Raw genomic sequence first — 21,381 nt, forward strand, 5'->3', positions numbered from 1 at the left:
GGCCGGTCCGGAACACCCCTCCGGACCGGCCTCCACCCCTCCGGTGCACCGCCGCCAGGGGAGCCCCGGCTCCCCCACACAGACCGGAAAGACCATGGCTACCACCACACAACAGATAGAAACCCCACCGGGCAGGCGATCCGGCCCCCGGTCCACGGGCCGCACCGGCGACCGGGTCTTCCTCGGCCTCTCGCGCGGCTCCGGCATCCTGCTCCTGCTGATCATGGCGTCGATCGCCGTGTTCCTGAGCTACCGCGCCGCCGTCGCCATCTCGAAGGACGAGGGCAACTTCCTCACCACCTTCGACTGGAACCCGGCCGGTGACCCGCCCGTCTTCGGCATCGCCGTCCTGCTGTTCGGGACCATCGTCAGCTCCGTCATCGCGATGGCCATCGCGGTCCCCGTCGCCGTCGGCATCGCCCTGTTCATCTCGCACTACGCCCCGCGCAAGCTGGCCGGCACGATCGCGTACGTCATCGACCTGCTCGCCGCCGTCCCCAGCATCGTCTACGGCATCTGGGGCGCCCTCGTGCTCGTGCCGTACCTGGAGGGGCTCAACCTCTGGCTCGACCAGTTCTTCGGCTGGACGTACGTCTTCGAGAAGACCGAGATCGGCGTCGCCCGCTCCCTCTTCACCGTCGGCATCCTCCTCGCGGTCATGATCCTTCCGATCGTGACCAGCGTCAGCCGCGAGGTCTTCCTCCAGGTCCCCCGGATGAACGAGGAAGCCGCGCTCGCCCTCGGCGCCACGCGCTGGGAGGTCATCCGCCTCTCGGTCCTGCCGTTCGGCCGCTCCGGCGTCATCTCCGCGTCGATGCTGGGCCTCGGCCGCGCGCTCGGCGAGACGATGGCCGTCGCCACCGTCCTGTCGCCGAACTTCCTGATCTCGCTGCACGTGCTCAACCCGGGCGGCGGGACGTTCGCCCAGAACATCGCGGCGAAGTTCGGCGAGGCCGACGCGTTCGGGCGGGACGCCCTGATCGCCTCCGGCCTGGTCCTCTTCGTCCTCACCCTGCTCGTCAACGGCGCGGCCCGGCTCATCATCGCCCGCCGCAAGGAGTACTCGGGGGCCAACGCATGAGCCACGCCACCACCACCCCCGGCGTCCAGGAACTCCCGACGCCCGCACCGGCCGCCCCGCGGCGCAGCCTCAGCAGCCGGTCCCTGCCGCGCCTGGCCCCGCTCGGCTTCGCCGTCGTCGCCGTGGCCCTCGGCATCGGCATCGGCCTCGCCGCCGGCTGGCAGAGCCGTGTGCAGTGGGGCCTGATCTCCGCGCTGCTCTTCCTGGCCATCTCGTACGTCACCACCAGCGTGGTCGAGAACCAGCGCCAGGCCCGGGACCGCCTCGCCACCAGCCTGGTCTGGGTGTGCTTCCTGCTCGCCGTCGTCCCGCTGGCCTCGCTGCTCTGGACGACCGTCAGCCGCGGCTCCGAACGCCTGGACGGCTACTTCCTGACCCACTCGATGGCCGGTGTCCTCGGGCCCGAGGCCAGCGGCGGCGTCTACCACGCGCTGATCGGCACCCTGGAACAGGTCGGCATCGCCACCCTGCTCTCCGCCCCGCTCGGCCTGCTCACCGCCGTCTACCTGGTGGAGTACGGCAAGGGCGCGCTGGCCAAGGCCGTCACCTTCTTCGTGGACGTCATGACCGGCATCCCGTCGATCGTGGCCGGTCTCTTCATCCTCTCGATCATGCTCATCGCGGGCCTGGAGCCCTCCGGCCTGATGGGCGCGCTCGCCCTGACGATCCTGATGATGCCGGTGGTCGTCCGCTCCACCGAGGAGATGCTCAAGCTCGTCCCGAACGAGCTCCGCGAGGCGTCCCTCGCCCTCGGCGTCCCGAAGTGGCGCACGATCCTGAAGGTGGTCCTGCCGACCGCCATCGGCGGCATCGCGACCGGCGTCATGCTCGCCGTCGCCCGCATCGCCGGTGAGACCGCCCCGATCATCCTGCTGGTCTTCGGCAGTCAGCTGATCAACACCAACCCCTTCGAAGGCGCCCAGTCGTCACTGCCCTTCTACATCTACGAGCAGTACAAGATCGGTGAGGCCGCGTCCTACGACCGCGCCTGGGCAGCGGCCCTGGTCCTGATCGCCTTCGTCATGATCCTCAACCTGGTGGCCCGCGGCATCGCCCGCTGGAAGGCCCCCAAGGCCGGGCGCTAGGCCCGCCGGAAAGCAGCAGTGATTCACATGGCCAAGCGCATCGACGTCAGCGGACTGTCGGCCTACTACGGCAGCCACAAGGCGATAGACGACATCTCCATGACCATCGAGCCCCGCTCGGTGACCGCCTTCATCGGCCCCTCCGGCTGCGGCAAGTCCACCTTCCTGCGCACCCTGAACCGCATGCACGAGGTCACCCCCGGCGGCCGCGTCGAGGGCAAGGTGCTCCTGGACGACGAGAACCTGTACGGGACGAACGTCGACCCGGTGACCGTACGCCGTACGGTCGGCATGGTCTTCCAGCGCCCGAACCCCTTCCCCACCATGTCGATCTACGACAACGTGGCGGCCGGCCTGCGCCTCAACGGCTCGTACCGCAAGAGCGCCCTCAACGACATCGTCGAGAAGTCGCTGCGCGGCGCGAACCTGTGGAACGAGGTCAAGGACCGGCTGAACAAGCCCGGCTCCGGCCTCTCCGGCGGTCAGCAGCAGCGCCTGTGCATCGCCCGCGCGATCGCCGTCGAGCCGGACGTGCTGCTGATGGACGAGCCGTGCTCCGCCCTCGACCCGATCTCCACCCTCGCCATCGAGGACCTGGTCGGCGAGCTCAAGGAGCGGTTCACGATCGTCATCGTCACGCACAACATGCAGCAGGCCGCCCGCGTCTCGGACCGCACCGCGTTCTTCAACCTGGCGGCGGTCGGCAAGCCGGGCAAGCTCATCGAGATCGACGAGACGGAACGCATCTTCTCCAACCCGTCGGTCCAGGCCACCGAGGACTACATCTCCGGCCGCTTCGGCTGATCCGCCCGGCCCTCCCGTACGGCCTTGGGGTGCTGCATGGCGGTGCCACCACAAGGCGAAATGGGTCCGCCCCGCACTCCCGAGGGAGCGCGGGGCGGACCCGCATATCAAGCCCGTCCGGCGATTGAGGACAAAGCGCCCGCCGAGGCGCACCCGAGCGACACCTGTCCGGGCTAGCCGAACATCAGGTAGACGACCCCGTAACTCGCCGCAGCGACCAGCGCCGCGGCCGGCATCGTGATGAACCACCCCAGGATGATGTTCTTCGCGACACCCCACCGCACCGCGTTCACCCGCTTCGTGGCACCCACACCCATGATCGCCGAGGTGATCACATGGGTGGTCGAGATCGGCGCGTGGAAGAGGAACGCCGAACCGAACATGATCGACGCACCCGTCGTCTCGGCGGCGAACCCCTGCGGCGGGTCCAGCTCGATGATCTTCCGGCCGAGCGTACGCATGATGCGCCAGCCGCCCGCGTACGTACCGAGCGACAGCATCAGCGCGCAGACCAGCTTCACCCAGACCGGAATCGGGTCGCTCGGGGACTCGACGTCCGCGATGACCAGGGCCATCACCACGATGCCCATCGTCTTCTGCGCGTCCTGGAGACCGTGCCCGAGCGCCATGCCGGCGGCCGAGACCGTCTGCGCGATGCGGAAGCCGCGCTTGGCCTTGTGCGGGTTGGTCTTCCGGAACATCCACATGATGGCGACCATCACCAGATAACCGACCACCAGGCCGATCACCGGCGACAGGAACATCGGGATGACGATCTTGTCGAGCACCCCGTCCCAGTGCACCATCGTCCCGCCGGCCAGCGCCGCGCCGACCATCCCGCCGAACAGCGCGTGCGAGGACGACGAGGGCAGGCCGAAGTACCAGGTGACCAGGTTCCAGATGACGGCACCGACGAGCGCGGCGAAGAGGATGCCCATCCCCTTGTTGCCCTCGGGGGTCGCGATCAGGCCCTCACTGACGGTCTTGGCGACCCCGCTGCCGAGGAACGCGCCCGCGAGGTTCATCACGGCCGCCATCGCCAGCGCCGCACGCGGCGTCAGCGCACGCGTCGAGACCGACGTGGCGATCGCGTTCGCCGAGTCGTGGAAGCCGTTGGTATAGGTGAAGCCGAGCGCGACGCCGATGGTCACGATCAGTACGAAGGTGTCCACGTGGTTCAGGACTCCTTGACCGCGATGGTCTCCACCGTGTTCGCGACGTGCTCGAACGCGTCGGCAGCCTCTTCCAGCACATCCACGATCTGCTTCAGCTTCAGCACCTCTATGGCGTCGTACTTGCCGTTGAAGAGGTGGGCGAGCAGCTTGCGGTGGATCTGGTCGGCCTGGTTCTCCAGACGGTTGACCTCGATCCAGTACTCGGTGAGGTTGTCCATCGTGCGCAGACCCGGCATGGCCTCGGCGGTCAGCTCGGCCGCCCGCGCCAGCACCTCGACCTGCTGCTCCACACCCTTGGGAAGCTGGTCGATCTGGTACAGCACGACCAGATCCACGGCCTCCTCCATGAAGTCCATGATGTCGTCGAGCGACGACGCGAGGTTGTAAATGTCCTCACGGTCGAACGGCGTAATGAAGGAGGAGTTCAGCTGGTGGAAGATCGCGTGGGTGGCATCGTCCCCCGCGTGCTCCGCTGCCCGCATGCGCTCCGCGATCTCGGCCCGGGAGGACGAATCCGCCCCGAGCAGTTCCATCAGGAGTTTCGAGCCCGTGACGATGTTGTCCGCGGATGCGGAGAACATGTCGTAGAAGCTCGTCTCCCTGGGGGTCAGACGAAAGCGCACGTGGGGTCCTCGGGGTGCTTTGGATTCGGTCAGGCTGATGCTAGGCGCATCATCCGGCCACGGCTAACCGGCATTCTTCAGTGTCGCGCATCAGGCACAGTGATCAGCACGGGACCCCGGTCACGTTTCAGCTGAATTCGTTAGGATATACCCACCAGGGGTATTCAAACGGCAGGGCAAAGGGAAAACGGGAGGCAGCAATGACCACCACCGAGGCCACGGACACCGAACCCTCGCCGGACGCGGCATCCGTCGCGGCACCCGTGGAGGCGATCGTCACCGACCACGACCGCGGCATACACGGCTACCACCACCAGAAGACCGAACACCTCAAGCGCCTGCGCCGCATCGAGGGCCAGATCCGCGGCCTTCAGCGCATGGTCGACGAGGACGTCTACTGCATCGACATACTCACCCAGGTCTCGGCGTCCACCAAGGCCCTCCAGTCCTTCGCGCTCCAACTCCTGGAGGAACACCTGCGCCACTGCGTCGCCGACGCGGCCCTCAAGGGCGGCGACGAGGTCGACGCGAAGGTCGAGGAGGCCACCAAGGCCATCGCCCGCCTGCTGCGCACCTGAGACGCCTCAGTCCCGGTGGTCGCCCTGCCGGGGGACAGTGGTGCGGCCGGTGCTCACCTTCACGTCGAGCACCTCGTCGATACGGTCCGCGCTGAGCCGTTCCCCGATCGCCGCGGACGCGGCGATCATCAGTTCCCCGCACAGCTCGATCTCGGCGAGCGCCACATGGTCCGATACGGTCGGGGCGCTGAGCGTCACCACGTCACTCACCTCTCACTGCCGTTACCGGCTTCCCAGGGTAGAGATCCCGACACGCACCGCGCATGGCACGGACGGACCATTTCGCCCCCACCCGCGCGGGACATGCGACTCATCTCACGCCCGTCCCTGCTCGATCTCGCCGGTGTAGATGTCCCGGTCGTGCGGCAGCCGTACGGTGACGGGCACGCCGAACCCGTAGAGGAGCGTCGTGGAGACGACCTCCGCCGCCCGGCCCCCGTTGGCGAAGCTGAACCGGTGGCGCACCTTGCGCAGCCTCCCCTGCTCGTCCAGATACGCGTCGAACCGCACGGCCCGCGTGCGGAACCCTTTCGCCGCCGCCGCCAGGGCCGCCCGCGCGCCCGGCGCCGCCAGTCGCGCCGCCCGGCCGATGTCCGCGGTGCCCCGGTAGTGCCGCACGGCGACCCCGGCCACATCCGTCTCGCCCACGTACGTCACCGCCCCCGCGCCCCGCAGCAGCTCGGCGGCGGCCAGCGGATCGGTCACCCCTCCGGTGACCAGGTTGCCGTCCTCCAGGGCCGTCGTGTCGATGCGCACCCACTTGCCGGCGGGCACCCCCGCGCCCCGGTTCATCATGTACAGCGCACCCGGCGCCAGCAGCTCCGTGATCGGCCGGTGCTCCTCCTCGCCCGCCGCATCGGGCGGCAGCACCACCTTCAGCCGGCCCGAACCGGCCCGGAAGTCGTACGCCCCCGAGCCCCTGATCGTGACCCGGGTGCCCCCGGCGGCCGTCTCCATCGAGGTACTCACCTCGGCGCTCGCGACGCCGTCCCCGGCGAGCACCGCCGCCGCCCGCCGCACCACCTCGGCGCCGCCGTCCCGGGCGTCCGCGGCCGCCGCGGCCCGGTCGGCGCCGCCACCACCGGCGCACCCGGCGGCCGCCGCCGTCACGCCCACCGCGACGAGGGCGCGCACGACGCGCACCCCGCCTCCGGACCTGTGCTGCTGCACCACCATCGCCTGCCCATCCCCAACGCCGAACCGCTTGCCCGAGGTCGTGTCCGCCTCGCATAACGACGGCCGGTGCCCCCTGTAACGTCCACGCCCCCGATTGGCGCCGTCGGCGCGGTCCTGGGGCCTGTCGTCGAACCGGCGTCATCCGCCCGGAGGGCGGGCCGGGCGGCGAGAGTGCGTGCACGGCGCCGCCCGGCAGACGGCAGGTCGACGACAGGCCCCAGCGCGCCCCCTCACGGTTGACGGACCCCTCCCGGCCGGGGCACCCCGCCCAGTACCGTGTCCGCGTGTACGACCAACACGCCGCCGAGGTCCCGCCGGCCCGCCCCGCCCATGAACCCACCACCGTCGAACGCGGGTCGTTCTGCACCGCCCGCTGCCCCTGCGGCTGGTCCGGGCCCGCCCGCCGGTCCCGCGACCGGGCCCGCACGGACGCCGAGAAACACCGCACCACGGCCTGAGCCCGGCCCTCCCAGGGCCTCTCCTCCGGGTCAGGCCCTCCCCCTCTCCCCCACACCGGAGGTCCGATGACCCCGCCGAACCGGCGCACGCTCCTCGCGGCGGGCGCCGCCGTCCTCACCGGCGCCACCGCCACCGCGTGCGAGGGCACCGACACGACGGACCCGGCCCCCGGCGGCACCCCGGCCGCCGGGTCCGCGTCCTCCCCGGCCCCCTCGGCGTCCAAACCGTCCAAGCCCTCCGGCCCGGCGGACTGGTCCGCGCTGGCCGAGAGCCTCGACGGGCCGCTGATCCGCCCCGGCGACACCGCGTACCCGACCGCCCGTCAGCTCTACAACACCCGCTTCGACGGTCAGAAACCGGCCGGGATCGCCTACGTCCGGCACGAGGACGACGTCCGCGAGTGCCTGGCCTTCGCCCGCCGCTCCTCCGTGCCGGTCGCGATCCGCAGCGGCGGCCACTCGTACGCCGGCTGGTCCAGCGGCAACGGCCGCCTGGTGATCGACGTCGCGTCACTCGACCGCGTCGAGGCGGACGGCACGATCGGCGCCGGCGCCAAGCTCCTCGGCGTCTACGAGAGCCTGGCCGCGCACGGTGTGACGATCCCCGGCGGCTCCTGTCCCACCGTCGGCATCTCCGGCCTCACCCTCGGCGGCGGTCACGGCGTCGCCGCCCGCGCCTACGGCCTGACCTGCGACAGCCTCACGGCCGCCACCGTCGTCACGGCCGATGGCAGGACGCTGACCGCCGACGCCAAACGCGACCCCGACCTCTTCTGGGCCCTGCGCGGCGCGGGCAACGGCAACTTCGGCGTCGTCACGAGCCTCCGCTTCCGTACGCACCCGGCCCCCCGGACGGTCACCGCGTACATGTCCTGGCCCTGGTCGCGCGCCCGGGACGTCGTCACCGCCTGGCAGGAGTGGGGCCCGGACCAGCCCGACGAGATCTGGTCGGCCGCGCACCTCGACGCCGGTCCGGGCGGCAGCAACCCGACGGTCTCGGTCTCGGCGTTCGGCCTCGGCACGTACGGGGACCTGCAGAACGCCGTCGACCGGCTCGCCGACCGCATCGGCGCCTCCGCCACCTCGGTCTCGCTGCGCCGCCGCGACTACCGGGAGGCCATGCTCGTGTACGCGGGCTGCTCGGGCCTCACGGACGCGCAGTGCCACCTCCCGGGGACCACGCCGGGCCGCACCCCGCAGGGCGCCCTCCGGCGCGAGACGTACGCCGCCGCCTCGGACTTCTACGACCGCTCACTGCCCCCGGCGGGCGTTTCGGCCCTGCTCGACGCGGTCCAGGCGTTCACCCGCCTCGCCCCGGACCAGGGCGGTGGGGGCTCGGTCGCGCTGACCGCGCTGGGCGGGGCGGTGAACCGGGTGGACCCGAAGGCCACGGCGTTCGTCCACCGCCGCTCCCGGGTGCTCGCCCAGTACATCGGGGCCTGGCGCCCCGGGACCCCGGGAACCGCCCAGCAGAACTGGCTGAAAGACACCCATGCGGCGATGCGCCCGTACGCCTCCGGAGCGGCGTACCAGAACTACACGGACCCGTCCCTGACCAACTGGCGCACCGCGTACTACGGCTCGTCGACGGCGCGCCTGGCCCGGGTGAAGAAGCGGTACGACCCGGAGGGGCTGTTCACGTACGCGCAGGGGCTCTGAGGAGATCCCGGGCTCCGCATACAGGTGTGCCCCGGACCGCCCGACGGGCTCCGGGGCACATCTGGAGGAGTGCGGGGCTCAGGCCGCGAGGCCCTTCTCGCCGTCGGAGCCGCCGCCGCGCGAACCGGGGCGCGGCTCGGGGATGCCGAGCGCGTCCTCCCGGCCGGCGTCCGCCGTCCGGGGCCGGCGCGAGCGGACGAGGGGGCCGAGGCGGGCGGACCGGGAGACGGCCGCCACGAGAGGCGTCAGCATCATCATGGCCAGGGGCGCGAGGAGCAGCGCGACGGCCGTTCCGAGGGCGAAGCCGCCGATGACGTCGGTCGGGTAGTGGACGCCCATGTAGACCCGGCAGAACCCTTCCAGCAGGGCGAGGCCGATGGCCGCGATGCCGAACTTCCGGTGGGCGACGAAGAGCCCGACGCCGAGGGCCATCGCCATCGTGGCGTGGTCGCTGACGAACGAGAAGTCGTTCTTCCCGTCGACCAGGACGTCGAGCCCGGAATGGTCCTTGAACGGACGGGGCCGTTCCACGAACCCACGGATCGGAATGTTGATGAGCAGGGCGATACCGGCCGCCAGCGGGGCCCAGACGATCCCGGCCACCGCCGACACGGAGTCCTCGGCCGTGCCGCGCCGGCGGACGCTCCACCAGCACCACAGGACCACGAGGACCATGCCGAACATGATCCCGTACTCTCCGACGAACTCCATGACCCGGTCGAACCAGGTGGGAGCGGACTTGGCGAGCCCGTTGATGTCGTAGAGCAGGCTGACGTCGGGGTTCGACCCATCCAGTGCGAGTCCAGCCATCTGCTGCGGCCCCTTGCCTTGTCTGCTGCTGCGGCACACGTCCCTGTGCGCCGCGATTCACGAACCCCCGTGTTCGGTTCGTCCACGTCGATCACTCACGCGCCCAGCCAGAGAACGACGCGCCCCGCGCGTACGTTCCACTCTCCACCGAATGATCACCATGACGTTATCGAAGAGTGACACATCGTCGCAGCTCACGGCCTGGGCTTCACGGAGGGTTCCGGCCACCGGCGCGGACGTCAGGCGGCCGGCCGGGCGGTCGGCAGCGCCGCGGCCCCGTCCTTGGTCACACGTGTGGCACCGAAGTAGTCGGGCGTGTCGATCTTGTCGAACCGAATGACCGCACCAGTGTACGGAGCGTTGATCATGTACCCGCCCCCGACGTACAGGCCGACGTGATGAATGGCGCGCGAATTGGTCAGATCGTCGGAGAAGAACACCAGATCGCCGGGGAGCAGTTCGTCGCGCGAGGGGTGCGGCCCGGCGTTGTACTGGTCGTTCGCGACACGGGGCAGCTCGATGTCCACGGTCCGGTACGCGGCCTGGGTCAGCCCGGAACAGTCGAACCGCCCGCCCTGCTCGGGCGTGCCGTTGCCGCCCCACAGGTACTTGGTACCGAGCTTCTTCTGGGCGAAGTAGATGGCCCCCGCCGCCTGCTGGGAGGGCTGCACACGGCCGACGGGCCGGGCGAAGCTCTTCTCCAGCGACCGGATGACCTTGACGTAGTTCTCGGTCTCCGCGATGTCGGGCACCCCGCCCGACTTGATCACCCGGTACGCCCCCGCGTTGTAGGCGGCGAGCATGTTGTCGGTGGGGTCGCCGGGCACCTTCTTCACGTACCCGGCGATCTCGCAGTCGTACGACGCGGCGGAGGGGATCGCGTCGGCCGGGTCCCACACGTCCCGATCCCCGTCCCCGTCCCCGTCGATCCCGTGGCTCGCCCAGGTCCCCGGGATGAACTGCGCGATGCCCTGCGCGGCGGCGGAGCTCTCGGCGCGGGGGTTCCAGCCGCTCTCCTGGTAGAGCTGCGCGGCGAGGAGAGCCGGGTTGATGGCCGAGCAGAGGTTCCCCCACTTCTGGACGAGCCCCTGATACTTCGCCGGCACGGCCCCCTTGGCCAACGCGACGGCTCCCCCACCGCCCCCTCCGACGAGCCCGGCGGCAGCGGAGTAGGTCCCCACGACGAGCAACGCCACAAAACACGCGGCCCCCCCGACCCCGACCCCGACGGCCACCCAGAATCTACGCACCCGTCAACCATCCCCTATCGGGGTGGGGTTCGGGAGCGTTTTCGAGGGTGTGTACGAGTCACGACCGGGAGCGCGGGGGCGCTCAGGGAGCGCCGACGGACCAGAAGTCGGAGTGGACGTTGGGGGCTGGTACCGGCTCGCCCACGTGCTCGTCCCCGCCAGCAGGCGGAGCAGGCTTAGAAACCGGGGACCGGTCCACGCAGGGCGTTGCCACCTCGAAGAACGCCTGACCACGCCCCCCAATGAGGAGCCTCACTCGAAATCGGTCCGGTGTCTCGAAGTACGTTGCCGGGCTCTGCGTGTTGCTGTTTACGCCAACCTGGCGATAGCCGGCCGTCTGCCACTGCCGTTCGACAACCCCCAAGAAACTCCCCCGCCGCTCCTCGGAGATCACCGTGATAACCGCCCTCCTACGTGAAACATCACAACTTCCTTCAGTGGATTCTCCGTGAACCCACTTCACCGGAGGCTTAATTCCAGAAAACGTCTCGTCGAGGATCCTGTCAGCTCGGTCTGCAGCCTCTTGCATGTTCAACTCACCGCTCCTCTCACTATCGTGTGGAACACCAGGCTCTTCTGCTGACGCGCAGCCTGAGACCCACAGCACAGCAGCAACCGCCACGACCGCTCGCACCCTCACCTTGGACGCTCCCGCTCAATTTCGTCTGACTTTCCGGCAACAATTCTCGCGATGTTGTCCGCAGACACTTGATCCTTCGCCGGGTCGAAGTAGTTGGAGTGCGCTTCCCCGGGCCGGTGCCCCCAATCCAAGGGTCGGGGTCCTTCGCTTACGGCAAACCGAGTCGCCCCAAAATTCCGGTGGGCGGGGTCGGTGCCGAACCACACGTCGCTTTCATCGCTCTGGGCATCTTGCGCCGCGTAACCCATAGCACCGCCTGCAACGCCACCCGTCAAACCACCGACTGCCGCCCCAACGGGCCCTCCACTCAGCCCGAGAGAGAATCCGGCCGACGCACCCCCCACGACTCCGGCCCCCAAGCCACTCGCTTCTCGGTCATTGGGCAACTTCGTGACGGGATCGTTCTCGGCGGCGCCAACGAATACGTGCTCGCCCCCCACGCCGAGTTCTTCTGCGGACCGTGCACCCGTTCCCGGGCTTCCCACCAAGACCACGTCGTCAGCCCCTGGGATTCCACCCCTCTCCTGAGCAGCGAGACCTACTGTCAGTGAGCCGTACGAGTGGCCGATCGCAGTCACGTGAGGGTCTGCATTCTGGTTCGTCGCTGAAATGCCCGCCATAAACTGATTGTAGGCAGCTGCACCGGTCTCTGCGTTCGCCTTCCCAGCCACACCCAATGGGTCATCCAGCGACGCTTGCGGAGCGTCGTAGCCGAGCCAAACAATCGACGCCACCGACGCGTCAGGATCCATCTCCTTCGCGCCGATGGCGGTATCACGCGCCCGCTTGAGGTCCCCTCGGGCGAAATCCTCGTCCAGCGAAGTGTTCAACCCCGGCACATAAGCCGCCACATTCCGCGCCGTATCCGGGTCCCCGTACGAAACGATCGCACGCCCGTTCCCCTCATCCCCGATGCCGAGGAGGTACATCGGCGGCTGGCCACCCTCGGCCAGTTGCCGGTTAATCTCGCGCAACCCCGCCAACCGCACCCGGGACACCTCGTCATCCCGCCCTTCCAGCTTGCCGATCAGCAACTGGAGGTTGTCGCGGTTCGCCGTGTCGCGGATCAGGGACGGGATGCCGTCCAGGTTGCCGATCTGGTCGGGGTACACCGCGAGGTACTCCTCGCGCTGTTCGTCCGTCAGGTGGGCCCACCACTCGCGCCGCTCCGCAGGCGTCGCGTCACGCGGGATGCGGGACTTGAGGTAGCCGCGTGCGGCCTCCCGGACCGCCGCCGCGTCCCCCGCCGCGTCCGTCCACGTGCGGTCCGGGACCTTCAGGCCCTCCTCCGCACGGAGCCGGCGCAGGATGCGGGTGAAGCGCCAGTCGATCCGGCCGGCCGCACGGACCGCCCCCGTGATCCGGTCCGAAATGTCCCGCGCCTTTGCGGCATGGGTGTCCGGGGCGGTCAGCCCCGGGGCAGGCAGCAGCCCCGGCATGCCGGTCACCCGGGCCGTGCCACCGGGCACCGGATCGCCGTCGAACAGTCCCCCGGGCCCGGACGGGTACGACACCGACCCGTCCGCGTGCACGGTGAACTTCAGCGACTCCGCCTCCTCCAGCGCACGCCGCAGCACCCCCTGCTGCACCCGCATCTCGTGCGCGAGGCTGTTCAACGCGGTACGGATCAGCCCGCACTCGGTGTACACGTACTGCAGATTCCGGCTCATCCGCCGCAGCCGCCCGACCGCCGCGTCGGCCGCCGCGCCGTGCTGGGACTCGCGCAGGCCGGCGAGCAGCTGCTTCTCGATCCGGTCCCGCCCGGCATCCGCACGGTTGCTCGCCTTGCCCCACCCGTCCGCCGCGCTCTCCAGCTCCGCGCACCTGAGGTCGCGTAACTGCGCCCACGTCAGCGTGGAGGCCGGCGCGGTCACCGCTCGACCCCGTGCGTGCGGCGCGCGACGGGCGAGAAGGACGACCGCACGGACTCATTCGTCTCGCCCTGCGCCCGCGCGACAGCGCGCAGGCTGCCCGCGAGCGCCCCGCACTCATGGCGGGCGGACTCGACGCGCCGCACCCAGGACTCCCGCACCGCACCCAGCTCGGCCAGCGAGTGCAGACCGGCGGTACCGGCGAGCACCCCCTCGTGCGCCGTCGCCAGCTCCATGCGTACGGGCCCCAGATGGGCACCCATCCCCTCCGCGCCCCCGGCCGCCCGCAACCACGCACCGCCGCTGTGCCGCAGCTCGTCCCCGGCTCCGGCTCCGGCTCCGGCGCCGCCGCCCGTCACCGGACCGCCACCGGCCAGATCGACCAGCCTCAACCGCGTACCACTCATCGTCCACCCCGTTCTTGATCACGAAGATCGTGGAGCGGCACTGTGCCAAACGCGGCAACCGCGACACGCCGGACACCCGGCGGCCGGGGAGCGGGCGCACCCCCGCTTCCCCGGCCCTGCCAACGCGTCGCCCCCGCCCAGGGATCACCCGAACGGTGGACCGGCGCTAACGCCCGTACGCCCTCGGGTCCTCCTCGCCCAGCCGGCGCAACGCGACCGCCGCACGGTCCTCCGGCGGGGTGCCGTCCTCGGGGACGGACCAGAGAAGCTGCCGTACGTGGCCCTGCTCGACGTCGTACAGGAGGCTGACCAGCGTCTCGTCCGGGTCGCGGAAGGCCGTCCCCGCCCAGTCGAACCGGACGCCCCACCGCGCGAGGAGGTCCGGCCGGCCGCGCAGCCCGTCGGCGATCAGCCGGCCGGTCCGCCGGGCCGGCCACATCCAGCTCTCGTCCCCCTCCGCACGGGCGACCTCCGCGTCGTACGCGGCGGCGTCGAAACGGAGTTCGGGCAGTTCGCGTGTGCCGCCCGGCGGAGGGGGACACCGCCATCCGGACCAGACGACCTGGTCCCCGTCCCGCCGGACGGTGACGTACAGCGCGCCGCAGCAGCCCTCGGCGCAGTACGCCTCGGCGAGCCGCACCTCGCGTGGTTCGTCCGTGGCCCGCAGGGCGCCGGGGAACAGCAACTCCTCGGGGGACCCGGCGGGCCCCCGGCCGAAGTGGTCCGGGACCAGCGGCCGTCCGTCGACGAGGATGCGCGCCTCGACGGTCGCCGGGTCCCCGGGATCACGCTCATGGACCGCGATGCGCAACCGCGCACCCGGGGAGTGCGGAGCATCGAGCACCTGCGCCCGCGTACGCCGCACCCAGGCGACCCGCCGCCGCACGCCGGCGTCGCCGCCCGCCTCGTCCGGCACCGCACGCCACTCCGGCCGGCGCAGGACGGCCGTCAGCTCCGACAGGGCCGCCTCACGCCGCCCGGTCCCCCAGTCGTGCAGCACGGCGGGCCCCGTGCTCAGCTCCTGAACGGCGGACAGGAGAAGCGCATGGTGGTCGAGCGTGGCGGGAAGCAGCCCGGCGCCCCGCGCGAACGCCTCGTACGCGCGGGGGGCGTCCGGGTAGGAGAGGATCTCCGGCCGGTAGTCGCGAAGGGTGGTCATGAGGAACAGCAGCCGCCCGGCCCTGGCGACCAGTGCGGCGCCCTCCCGGGCCGACAGCCCCGGGATCTCGGCCAGCAGATCGATGAGCCCGGACGCCTCCGCCACCCGCCGCGCCGCTTCGGGCGCCAGGTCATCCGGCAGTGCGACCAGCCGTTCCCGCACGGCGGTGCGGTCACCGGCGTCGAGCGCGGCGAGCAACGGCCCGAACACCACCGGCCCGTTGTGGTTGCGGAGTTCGAGCAGCGCACCGGCCGGCCGGTCGAGGGCGTCGAGCGCGTGGACGACGGGGTGCACGAGGGTACGCAGCCGGCCGAGGGTCCGGAGATACGGCACATCCTCCGGCCCGCCCAGCTCGGTGAGCAGGGCCAGCCCGGTGCAGACGGCCGGAAAGCCGGTCCCCGTACGCACGAGCACGCGCGCCAGCGCCCGGGCCCTCCCTTCGTCCTCCACCGGCATCCCGGCGACGAGGAGCCGCAGGGTGCGGTGTCTGACGGGCGGGTCCAGGGCGTCCAGGCGCCGGTGCACCTCCTGCGCCGCGTCCACGGGATCGGGGGAGGACAGCAAGGGGCCGAGGAGACGGGTCAGTTCGTCCCTGGTCCGAGCGAAATTCCGGCTGCCCCGGCCGGACGGGACCCGACGGGGGACGGGCGGTACCGCGTCCGGCCGGCACCACGGCCCCTCGGGCTCGGCGCGCTCGACACGCAACGCGCACGCGTACAGGGACGCGGGCCGGGAAGTGAGCGCTCCGCGCGCTGCCGGGGCGCTCAACGGGCGGGGTGGTTCTCGATTCCACAGGTCATGGCGCGGAGTGTGGCAGAGCCCGGCCGCCACACGCCAGCACTTTTCCGCCGGGCGCGGTTCACACGTCCGCACCCCTCCGAGCCGGAAGAATGCGCCCCCATGAGCTCATCGTCCCCCTCCCCCAGCTTCTGGCACCGGCCCATGGTGGCGCGCCGCGCCGACGAGCGGCACCGCGCCTCGACGATGCTGGAACTCTTCTTCGACCTCTGCTTCGTCGCCGCCGTCGCCCAGGCGGCCTCCGCCTTCGAGCACGAACTGGCGGCGGACCGCGTCGGCCACGCCGTCCTCGGCTACGCGATGGTGTTCTTCGCCATCTGGTGGGCGTGGATGAACTTCACCTGGTTCGCCTCCGCGTACGACACCGACGACGTCCCGTACCGGCTGCTGACGCTCGTACAGATCACCGGCGCGCTCGTCCTCGCGGCAGGCGCGGCCGAGGCGCTGGAGCACGAGGACTTCACCGTCATCACCTGGGGCTACGTGATCATGCGGCTCGCCATGGTCACGCAGTGGCTGCGCGCCGCCCGTTCGGACCCGGAGCGGCGCCACACCTGCCTGGGGTACGCCGCGGGGATCTTCCTGGTGCAGATCGGCTGGGTCGTACGGCTGGCTCTGCCCGAGGACACCGGCCTGGCGACCTTCGCGGTCCTCGTCCTCGCGGAGATCGCCGTTCCCGCACTGGCCGAACGCACAACCACCACCACCTGGCATCCGCATCACATCGCCGAGCGGTACGGGCTGTTCACGCTGATCGTGCTCGGCGAATCGATCACCGCCGCCACCGGTGCCGTACGCGCCGCCCTGGACACGCACGCGGCGCTCGGCGACCTCGCCGCACTGGTCGCGGGCGGTCTCCTGACGGTGTTCGCCCTGTGGTGGCTGTACTTCGCGCAGAGCGCACCCCGGTTGCTGACCAGCCTGCGTACGGCGCTGCTGTGGGGGTACGGCCACTACCTGGTCTTCGCGTCGGCGGCGGCGGTCGGCGCCGGGCTCGCCCTCAACGTCGCGCACACCGCGGGCCACGGCCACATCTCCGACCGCACGGCGGCGGCCGTCTACACCGTCCCGGTCGCCGTGTTCATCACCCTGGTCTGGCTGCTGCACCACCGCACCGCGGAACTTCGCCGCAGCGCCGACGTGCTCCACCCGGTGGCGGTGCTCGCCGTCCTGGCGGCCACGTACGCCCCGTCCCCCGTCCTGGCCACGGGCATCATCACCGCACTGCTCATCACGGCGACCCTGCTGCTGGCCGCCCGGCACACGGAGAGCCGTACGGAGCAGGAGGACTGATCTCAGCGGCCGGCCCGCACCGCCTGACCGGGCAGGGCGATCCCCTGCGCCTGGGCGGTCCTCCCGGGCCGCAGGGTCCACGGCACCGGCGGTGTGGAGGTCAGCCAGCCCTCGGCGATGAGGGTGTGCACGATGACCCCGCGCAACTCCCGTCCGAGCTTCTTCCACCTCAGGCCCTTGCACAGCTGGCTGTACGACGGCCCATGGCCGTGCTCGGCCCGGAATTCGACGGTGAACAGCGCCGCCTCGGGCCCGCAGTCCGGGTGGGCGCCCCGCCAGGACTCGTAGGCTTCGAGCGCGGCCCGGGGCGCGGGCAGCGGGGTCGGTCCGGACATGAACGCCGGCGCGACCCGCTCGAAGGGAAGACGGCAGAGCCCGCACGACTCGACCGCCTCCGTGTGCCGCAGCAGTGCGGGGCTGACGCCGGACTTCCAGGCGGCCCAGCTCTCCGGAGTGGGCTCGGTGGCGGCCGCCGCCTCCCGGGCCGCCCGCCGCTCCTCCTCCTCCCGGGCGATCGCGGCGAGCTCCTCCGGGGTGCGGAACCGGCCCGCGAGGTGGCCCACCGACGCGCCGAGCCGGTAGGTCTGCCCGGACACCTCGGCGAGGAACCCCTTCTCCAGGAGCACCGGCACCGCCCCGTAGCAGGCGGCGGGCAAATCGGCCGGCGCCCGGCCGACCAGCTCGTCGGAGCAGTGGGCCGCCAGGAACAGCGCAGCCAGCCGGACCGCCGGCGCCCCCTTCCGCACCGGCTTGGCCAGCCTCGTACGCATGGCCCAGCCCGACACCCGCGACCGCGCGTCCTTGCCGAGGGGCAGCACATGCCCCGGCCCCGGAGCCATCGCCGGCACCACGATGCCGTACGGCACATCCGGTTCCCCGCCGACGAGTTCCCCGGGCACCTCCCACCCGGCCGCGGTCAGTTCGGCCAGGGCCCTCTCCGGGTCCTCCAGCCGCAACGACCGCAGGTCCGTCCCCGTGAGGTTGCCCGCGCCCGTCCGCGCGGCCCGGATGCCCACGACGACCGCGAGGAGACGCGCGTCGACGGAGTCCAACGGCAGGCCGGCCACGTACGAGAGGAGCGCGCGGGCGCCCTCCCCCTGGCGCGGGGTGAGCAGGAAGGACGGTGGCGCGGCGGCGGCACCGTCTCCTGCGGAAGCGTTCGTCACGGGCGGCACGGCGGACACGACAGGTTTGGGCACATCACATCTAACGGTGATCGGACCGCCGAAGTCACGCGCGGACGCTTCTTTCCGCACGAACACCAGGTCACACGTGAGTCGAAGCCCTCCTTCGGGGGACGTCAGCAGGACGTCAGGCAGGCGTTAGCAGAACATGAGCGGCGCGCGGGAGGCTTCCTCTGTCAGACGGTCCGGAGGGGGAGCGGTTCGCCGCGAATCCGGGCCCTGTCTGCACCGACCGATCACACGACCGCCACACACTTCGGGGAACTCCATGCCTACGCTCCGCAACCGCACCGCCGTCCTCGGCGCCGCCGCCACCGCCGTGCTCGCCCTCGCCCTCACCGCCTGCGGCGGCGACGGCGGCGGGACGAAGTCGGCCGGCCCGGCCGACACCTCCGCCTCGGCCGACGCCACCGTGGCCGCCGAGGACACCACCGGCGGCGCCGCCCAGGACCAGGGCGGCACGGCGGACGACGGCGCGAAGACGGGCGGCGGCTCCACGGACGCGGTCACCTCCAGCACCGGCAGGTCCAAGGGGGACGCCGCGAAGACGGGCGGCTCCACGACCGGGGCCACCGGCGGCGACACCAGTGACGCCTACGCGTACAAGCACCCCTGCAAGAGCGGCGACCTGTCGGTGCGCGTGTACGCCCGCGAGGGCTCGGCCACCCAGCACGTGATCGAGGTCAACAACACCGGCAAGAACTCCTGCGGTCTGAGCTACTTCCCGCGCGTCAGCCTGGGCGCCTCGAACGCCACGGACCACAGCGGCGACATCCTCCCCCTGGTCCCCGGCGGCCTCGGCGGCGCACCGGCGTACCCGGTGAAGCCGAAGACCGCGGCGATCGCGGTGATCGACCTCAACCCGGGCGGCGGCAACGGTGTGACCTGGGTGAACGAGCTCAACGTACTCGCCGACGGCGACCACATGCCCAACGCCGAGCAGCTCAACTTCCCGCTCGGCCCCGACGTGAAGGTCGGCACCCCCAAGCTGGGCCTGTACGAGCGCACCGTCGCCGACGCGGTGGCTTCCATGAAGCAGGCGGACTCGAAGTCCTGACCCCGGCCGGGCGGGCCCCGACGGTGCCCTCGGACAGACCACGACGGTCTGTCCGAGGGCACCGCTACGATCCGTGGCATGCCCGCATTCCGCGACTTCAACTTCAAGCTGCTCGTCATAGAACAGCTCATGTACACCGACGAGACGCTCACCCCGGTCTTCCGCATGGCCGACTGCCTCAAGGCCAAGGGCATCGACCAGGACCCACAGACCTACGCCTACGAGAACGACCTCGCCTTCACCGTCCTCGACGAGGCCCGGGCCCACTTCGAGGACCTGGAGATCAGCACGGAGCTGCTGGCCACCGTGGAGACGCTGGTCCTCGACGGCGGACTGGAGGTGTACCAGGAGTGCGCCCCGGTCTGGGACGGAGAGGACGACCTCTTCGACGTGGACTCGCTCGACGACCTGGACCTGCTGCCCAATCTCCGGCTGATCAGCGGGGTGGACGACTGCGGAATCGGCATGTCGTTCGACACCGGCGTCCTCGCGGACCGGGGCATCGCCACCGACTGACGGGCGATCAGGCGGGCATCACCGTGAAGCAGAACGGCTCGCCCCCACGGACCAGGCAGGCCCGGACCTCCGCCCGCGCGTCACCGGACGCGGCGGCCATCGGTGTCGACAGCGACCCCGCGCTGTCGAACCGGTCCTTGACCACCGCCTTCTGCACCGGCCCGCCCGGCACGTGGACCTGCACCAGGTCCCCCTCCCTGCCCCGGTCGATGCGGGCCCACACCGTGTCGCAGACAGCGGAGTGCCGCACCTTCACCATGGTCCCGTCGAGCCGCTGTTCGCCGAGGGTGGTGGGCGGTTCGGCGAAGGTGGAGCACTCCGAATCCTCGGGGTCCTTTCCGCTGCACGTCACGCCGTGGCACCCGGGGCCCACCAGGGCCGTGGCCCCGGCGTCAACGGCTGGCGGCGTCTCCGGTGCGGACGCCGGCCCGGGCCGGAACAGGGCCACCAGCACGCCGGCGGCCACCAGGAGCGCGGCCCCGAGCCACCAGGACCGCAGCCGCCGGGGGACGGCCCCCGGCTCCGCCCCGGCCGGACCGGGCGCGGTGGCCCCGGCGCCCGGCCCAGGGGCCGCCTGGACCTCGCGGACCGGCCCCGGCGGGGACACGCGCCCGGCCCCTCCCGTACGGCCGCTGCCCGCCGTCTCGGCCAGCTCCCACAGGGCGACCGGGCGCCGGGGGTCCGCCCCGGCCAGCAGGCAGAGCTCCTCGACGGCCTGCCGGGGAGGCAGCGTGCGTCCGTTGAGGTAGCGGTCCCACGACGACTTGCTGTACGGCGTCCGGGCGGCGAGGGCGGCCAGGCTCAGCCCCGTACCGGCCCGCAACTCGCGCAGGGCGTCGCAGAGGCGTACCCATTCCGGCGGCCGTCCGGGCCCGCTCACTTGCGCAGGACCTTCCAGGTGTCGGGGCCCGCGATCCCGTCGACCGCGATCTCCGCCCTGTCCTGGAGGCGCCGCACCGCGCGGTCCGTGTTGTTCCCGAAGGCGCCGTCGACCGTGCCCGCCGAGATACCCCGGTGTTCGAGGAGGCACTGGACCTCGACCACCGCCCATCCCGAGGCGTCGCGCTGGAGCTGCTGGGAACGCGTACGGCTGTAGCCCGCGTACAGCAGCCCGTCCTCCGCGTCCCGCTCGACCTCGCACTCGTACGTCGTGCCGGCGTTGTAGGCGAACCTCCCGAAGTGGGGATGTACGGGACCGGCGGCCGGGGAGGGCGCGCCGCCGGCGGAGCCGGTCCGCGTGGCCCCTTCCCACGGGGCGAGGACCATGAGCCCCGCCAGCATCACCACGGCCGTCGTCACGCTGGACAGCAGCATCGCGAGCCAGGGCACCGGCGCCCGGCGCCCGCCCGGAACGGCGGCCTCCGACGCGTCGGGCGGCGTGGACCGCCCGGGGCCCGGCAGCCCGTCGTCACCGTTCGCCTCGTCCGGGGGCGGTACGGCATCCGTGCCGGGCACGGCCTCCGTCCCGGCCGCGGCAGCCAGCTCGCGCAGTTCCAGCAGGGGGGCCGGTTCGACACCGCAGAGCAGGGCGGCGGCGCGTACGGCCTCCTCGGGCGGGACCGCCCTGCCGTTCAGATACCGGTCCCAGGACGACTTGCCGAACCCGGTGCGGGTCGCGAGGGCCGCGATGCTGAGCCCCTGGCGGTCCTTGAGTTCGCGCAACCGCACGACCAGTTCCCGCACATGCGGGTCGAGCGCATCCGGCAGGCCCTTCCAGCGCGCCATGGTTTCCCCCATTTGAGCGTCCGGCTCCGGCG

At 71.4% G+C, this 21,381-nt stretch carries 21 protein-coding genes; 9 read left to right on the top strand and 12 right to left on the bottom strand.

Annotated elements, in window-relative coordinates; genetic code table 11:
* Positions 1-94 precede the first annotated feature (94 nt).
* The 3 genes from pstC to pstB are packed head-to-tail and all read left to right on the top strand — an operon-like array spanning position 95 to position 2,970.
* Positions 95-1,081 (top strand): phosphate ABC transporter permease subunit PstC, encoded by a 987-nt coding sequence (pstC, locus tag ACFUJY_RS30845; RefSeq protein ID WP_383305686.1) that lies wholly within the window; start codon positions 95-97, stop codon positions 1,079-1,081.
* Entirely contained in the window at positions 1,078-2,166 is a 1,089-nt protein-coding gene (gene pstA / locus ACFUJY_RS30850; protein ID WP_383305687.1) for a phosphate ABC transporter permease PstA, read from the top strand. Before pstC ends, pstA begins: the two co-directional genes overlap by 4 nt.
* Before the next feature lie 27 nt (positions 2,167-2,193).
* Positions 2,194-2,970: a phosphate ABC transporter ATP-binding protein PstB gene (gene pstB, locus ACFUJY_RS30855; RefSeq protein WP_383305688.1), complete on the top strand. Its 777-nt coding sequence runs from the start codon at positions 2,194-2,196 to the stop codon at positions 2,968-2,970.
* A gap of 173 nt (positions 2,971-3,143) precedes the next feature.
* Here pstB and ACFUJY_RS30860 read toward each other — a convergent pair whose 3' ends face one another.
* Positions 3,144-4,142, bottom strand: a complete 999-nt coding sequence (locus tag ACFUJY_RS30860) for an anion permease (RefSeq protein WP_383305689.1) — start codon at positions 4,140-4,142, stop codon at positions 3,144-3,146.
* Positions 4,143-4,147: 5 nt separating this feature from the next.
* The gene (locus ACFUJY_RS30865; protein WP_164401152.1) at positions 4,148-4,768 is read right to left on the bottom strand and encodes a DUF47 domain-containing protein; all 621 of its coding nucleotides are present in this window, start codon (positions 4,766-4,768) and stop codon (positions 4,148-4,150) included.
* A 200-nt stretch (positions 4,769-4,968) separates the two neighbouring features.
* Between ACFUJY_RS30865 and ACFUJY_RS30870 the strand changes: the two genes are divergently transcribed.
* Entirely contained in the window at positions 4,969-5,346 is a 378-nt protein-coding gene (locus ACFUJY_RS30870) for a metal-sensitive transcriptional regulator (RefSeq protein WP_383305690.1), read from the top strand.
* A 6-nt stretch (positions 5,347-5,352) separates the two neighbouring features.
* Here the strand turns inward: ACFUJY_RS30870 and ACFUJY_RS30875 are convergent, their stop codons facing one another.
* On the bottom strand, positions 5,353-5,547 hold the full coding sequence (locus ACFUJY_RS30875) for a hypothetical protein (protein WP_383305691.1): 195 nt from the start codon (positions 5,545-5,547) through the stop codon (positions 5,353-5,355).
* 114 nt (positions 5,548-5,661) lie between these two features.
* The gene (locus tag ACFUJY_RS30880) at positions 5,662-6,522 is read right to left on the bottom strand and encodes a hypothetical protein (RefSeq protein WP_383305692.1); all 861 of its coding nucleotides are present in this window, start codon (positions 6,520-6,522) and stop codon (positions 5,662-5,664) included.
* 284 nt (positions 6,523-6,806) lie between these two features.
* Between ACFUJY_RS30880 and ACFUJY_RS30885 the strand changes: the two genes are divergently transcribed.
* Complete coding sequence (locus tag ACFUJY_RS30885) at positions 6,807-6,980, top strand: hypothetical protein (protein ID WP_383305693.1); 174 nt, start codon at positions 6,807-6,809, stop codon at positions 6,978-6,980.
* A gap of 66 nt (positions 6,981-7,046) precedes the next feature.
* Entirely contained in the window at positions 7,047-8,639 is a 1,593-nt protein-coding gene (locus ACFUJY_RS30890; RefSeq protein ID WP_383305694.1) for an FAD-binding oxidoreductase, read from the top strand.
* A 78-nt stretch (positions 8,640-8,717) separates the two neighbouring features.
* Here the strand turns inward: ACFUJY_RS30890 and ACFUJY_RS30895 are convergent, their stop codons facing one another.
* From ACFUJY_RS30895 to ACFUJY_RS30915, 5 genes are all read right to left on the bottom strand, one after another.
* Positions 8,718-9,449 (bottom strand): phosphatase PAP2 family protein, encoded by a 732-nt coding sequence (locus ACFUJY_RS30895; RefSeq protein WP_383305695.1) that lies wholly within the window; start codon positions 9,447-9,449, stop codon positions 8,718-8,720.
* A gap of 239 nt (positions 9,450-9,688) precedes the next feature.
* Positions 9,689-10,699 carry an NlpC/P60 family protein gene (locus ACFUJY_RS30900; protein ID WP_383305696.1) on the bottom strand — a complete coding sequence of 337 codons (1,011 nt, stop codon included), beginning with the start codon at positions 10,697-10,699 and terminating at the stop codon, positions 9,689-9,691.
* 636 nt (positions 10,700-11,335) lie between these two features.
* Positions 11,336-13,213 carry an alpha/beta hydrolase gene (locus tag ACFUJY_RS30905; protein ID WP_383305697.1) on the bottom strand — a complete coding sequence of 626 codons (1,878 nt, stop codon included), beginning with the start codon at positions 13,211-13,213 and terminating at the stop codon, positions 11,336-11,338.
* Positions 13,210-13,617: a hypothetical protein gene (locus ACFUJY_RS30910; RefSeq protein ID WP_383305698.1), complete on the bottom strand. Its 408-nt coding sequence runs from the start codon at positions 13,615-13,617 to the stop codon at positions 13,210-13,212. Before ACFUJY_RS30910 ends, ACFUJY_RS30905 begins: the two co-directional genes overlap by 4 nt.
* Positions 13,618-13,783: 166 nt before the next feature.
* Positions 13,784-15,340, bottom strand: coding sequence for a hypothetical protein (locus ACFUJY_RS30915; RefSeq protein WP_383305699.1), 1,557 nt, complete (start codon positions 15,338-15,340; stop codon positions 13,784-13,786).
* 336 nt (positions 15,341-15,676) lie between these two features.
* Here ACFUJY_RS30915 and ACFUJY_RS30920 point away from each other — a divergent pair, with 336 nt between their 5' ends.
* Positions 15,677-16,867 carry a low temperature requirement protein A gene (locus ACFUJY_RS30920; RefSeq protein WP_383305700.1) on the top strand — a complete coding sequence of 397 codons (1,191 nt, stop codon included), beginning with the start codon at positions 15,677-15,679 and terminating at the stop codon, positions 16,865-16,867.
* Between the two features lie 2 nt (positions 16,868-16,869).
* On the opposite strand, the gene ACFUJY_RS30925 is transcribed toward ACFUJY_RS30920, so the two are convergent.
* Positions 16,870-18,033 carry a hypothetical protein gene (locus ACFUJY_RS30925; RefSeq protein ID WP_383305701.1) on the bottom strand — a complete coding sequence of 388 codons (1,164 nt, stop codon included), beginning with the start codon at positions 18,031-18,033 and terminating at the stop codon, positions 16,870-16,872.
* A 286-nt stretch (positions 18,034-18,319) separates the two neighbouring features.
* Here ACFUJY_RS30925 and ACFUJY_RS30930 point away from each other — a divergent pair, with 286 nt between their 5' ends.
* Together ACFUJY_RS30930 and ACFUJY_RS30935 are read left to right on the top strand one after the other, a co-directional pair.
* Positions 18,320-19,108 carry a DUF4232 domain-containing protein gene (locus ACFUJY_RS30930; protein ID WP_383305702.1) on the top strand — a complete coding sequence of 263 codons (789 nt, stop codon included), beginning with the start codon at positions 18,320-18,322 and terminating at the stop codon, positions 19,106-19,108.
* A 78-nt stretch (positions 19,109-19,186) separates the two neighbouring features.
* Complete coding sequence (locus ACFUJY_RS30935; protein WP_383305703.1) at positions 19,187-19,624, top strand: DUF6892 domain-containing protein; 438 nt, start codon at positions 19,187-19,189, stop codon at positions 19,622-19,624.
* A gap of 7 nt (positions 19,625-19,631) precedes the next feature.
* On the opposite strand, the gene ACFUJY_RS30940 is transcribed toward ACFUJY_RS30935, so the two are convergent.
* Together ACFUJY_RS30940 and ACFUJY_RS30945 are read right to left on the bottom strand one after the other, a co-directional pair.
* Positions 19,632-20,504: a helix-turn-helix domain-containing protein gene (locus tag ACFUJY_RS30940; protein WP_383305704.1), complete on the bottom strand. Its 873-nt coding sequence runs from the start codon at positions 20,502-20,504 to the stop codon at positions 19,632-19,634.
* Positions 20,501-21,349: a helix-turn-helix domain-containing protein gene (locus ACFUJY_RS30945; protein ID WP_383305705.1), complete on the bottom strand. Its 849-nt coding sequence runs from the start codon at positions 21,347-21,349 to the stop codon at positions 20,501-20,503. Before ACFUJY_RS30945 ends, ACFUJY_RS30940 begins: the two co-directional genes overlap by 4 nt.
* Positions 21,350-21,381 lie beyond the last annotated feature (32 nt).

It is taken from the genome of Streptomyces sp. NPDC057249, from assembly GCF_042669245.1.
Lineage (GTDB): Bacteria > Actinomycetota > Actinomycetes > Streptomycetales > Streptomycetaceae > Streptomyces.

Coding starts and splice junctions, on each gene's coding strand:
- ACFUJY_RS30895 (WP_383305695.1), bottom strand. CDS start 9,449: ATGGCTGGACTCGCACTGGATGGGTCGAACCCCGACGTCAGCCTGCTC.
- ACFUJY_RS30910 (WP_383305698.1), bottom strand. CDS start 13,617: ATGAGTGGTACGCGGTTGAGGCTGGTCGATCTGGCCGGTGGCGGTCCG.
- pstC (WP_383305686.1), top strand. CDS start 95: ATGGCTACCACCACACAACAGATAGAAACCCCACCGGGCAGGCGATCC.
- ACFUJY_RS30920 (WP_383305700.1), top strand. CDS start 15,677: ATGAGCTCATCGTCCCCCTCCCCCAGCTTCTGGCACCGGCCCATGGTG.
- pstA (WP_383305687.1), top strand. CDS start 1,078: ATGAGCCACGCCACCACCACCCCCGGCGTCCAGGAACTCCCGACGCCC.
- ACFUJY_RS30890 (WP_383305694.1), top strand. CDS start 7,047: ATGACCCCGCCGAACCGGCGCACGCTCCTCGCGGCGGGCGCCGCCGTC.
- pstB (WP_383305688.1), top strand. CDS start 2,194: ATGGCCAAGCGCATCGACGTCAGCGGACTGTCGGCCTACTACGGCAGC.
- ACFUJY_RS30880 (WP_383305692.1), bottom strand. CDS start 6,522: ATGGTGGTGCAGCAGCACAGGTCCGGAGGCGGGGTGCGCGTCGTGCGC.
- ACFUJY_RS30930 (WP_383305702.1), top strand. CDS start 18,320: ATGCCTACGCTCCGCAACCGCACCGCCGTCCTCGGCGCCGCCGCCACC.
- ACFUJY_RS30945 (WP_383305705.1), bottom strand. CDS start 21,349: ATGGCGCGCTGGAAGGGCCTGCCGGATGCGCTCGACCCGCATGTGCGG.
- ACFUJY_RS30935 (WP_383305703.1), top strand. CDS start 19,187: ATGCCCGCATTCCGCGACTTCAACTTCAAGCTGCTCGTCATAGAACAG.
- ACFUJY_RS30870 (WP_383305690.1), top strand. CDS start 4,969: ATGACCACCACCGAGGCCACGGACACCGAACCCTCGCCGGACGCGGCA.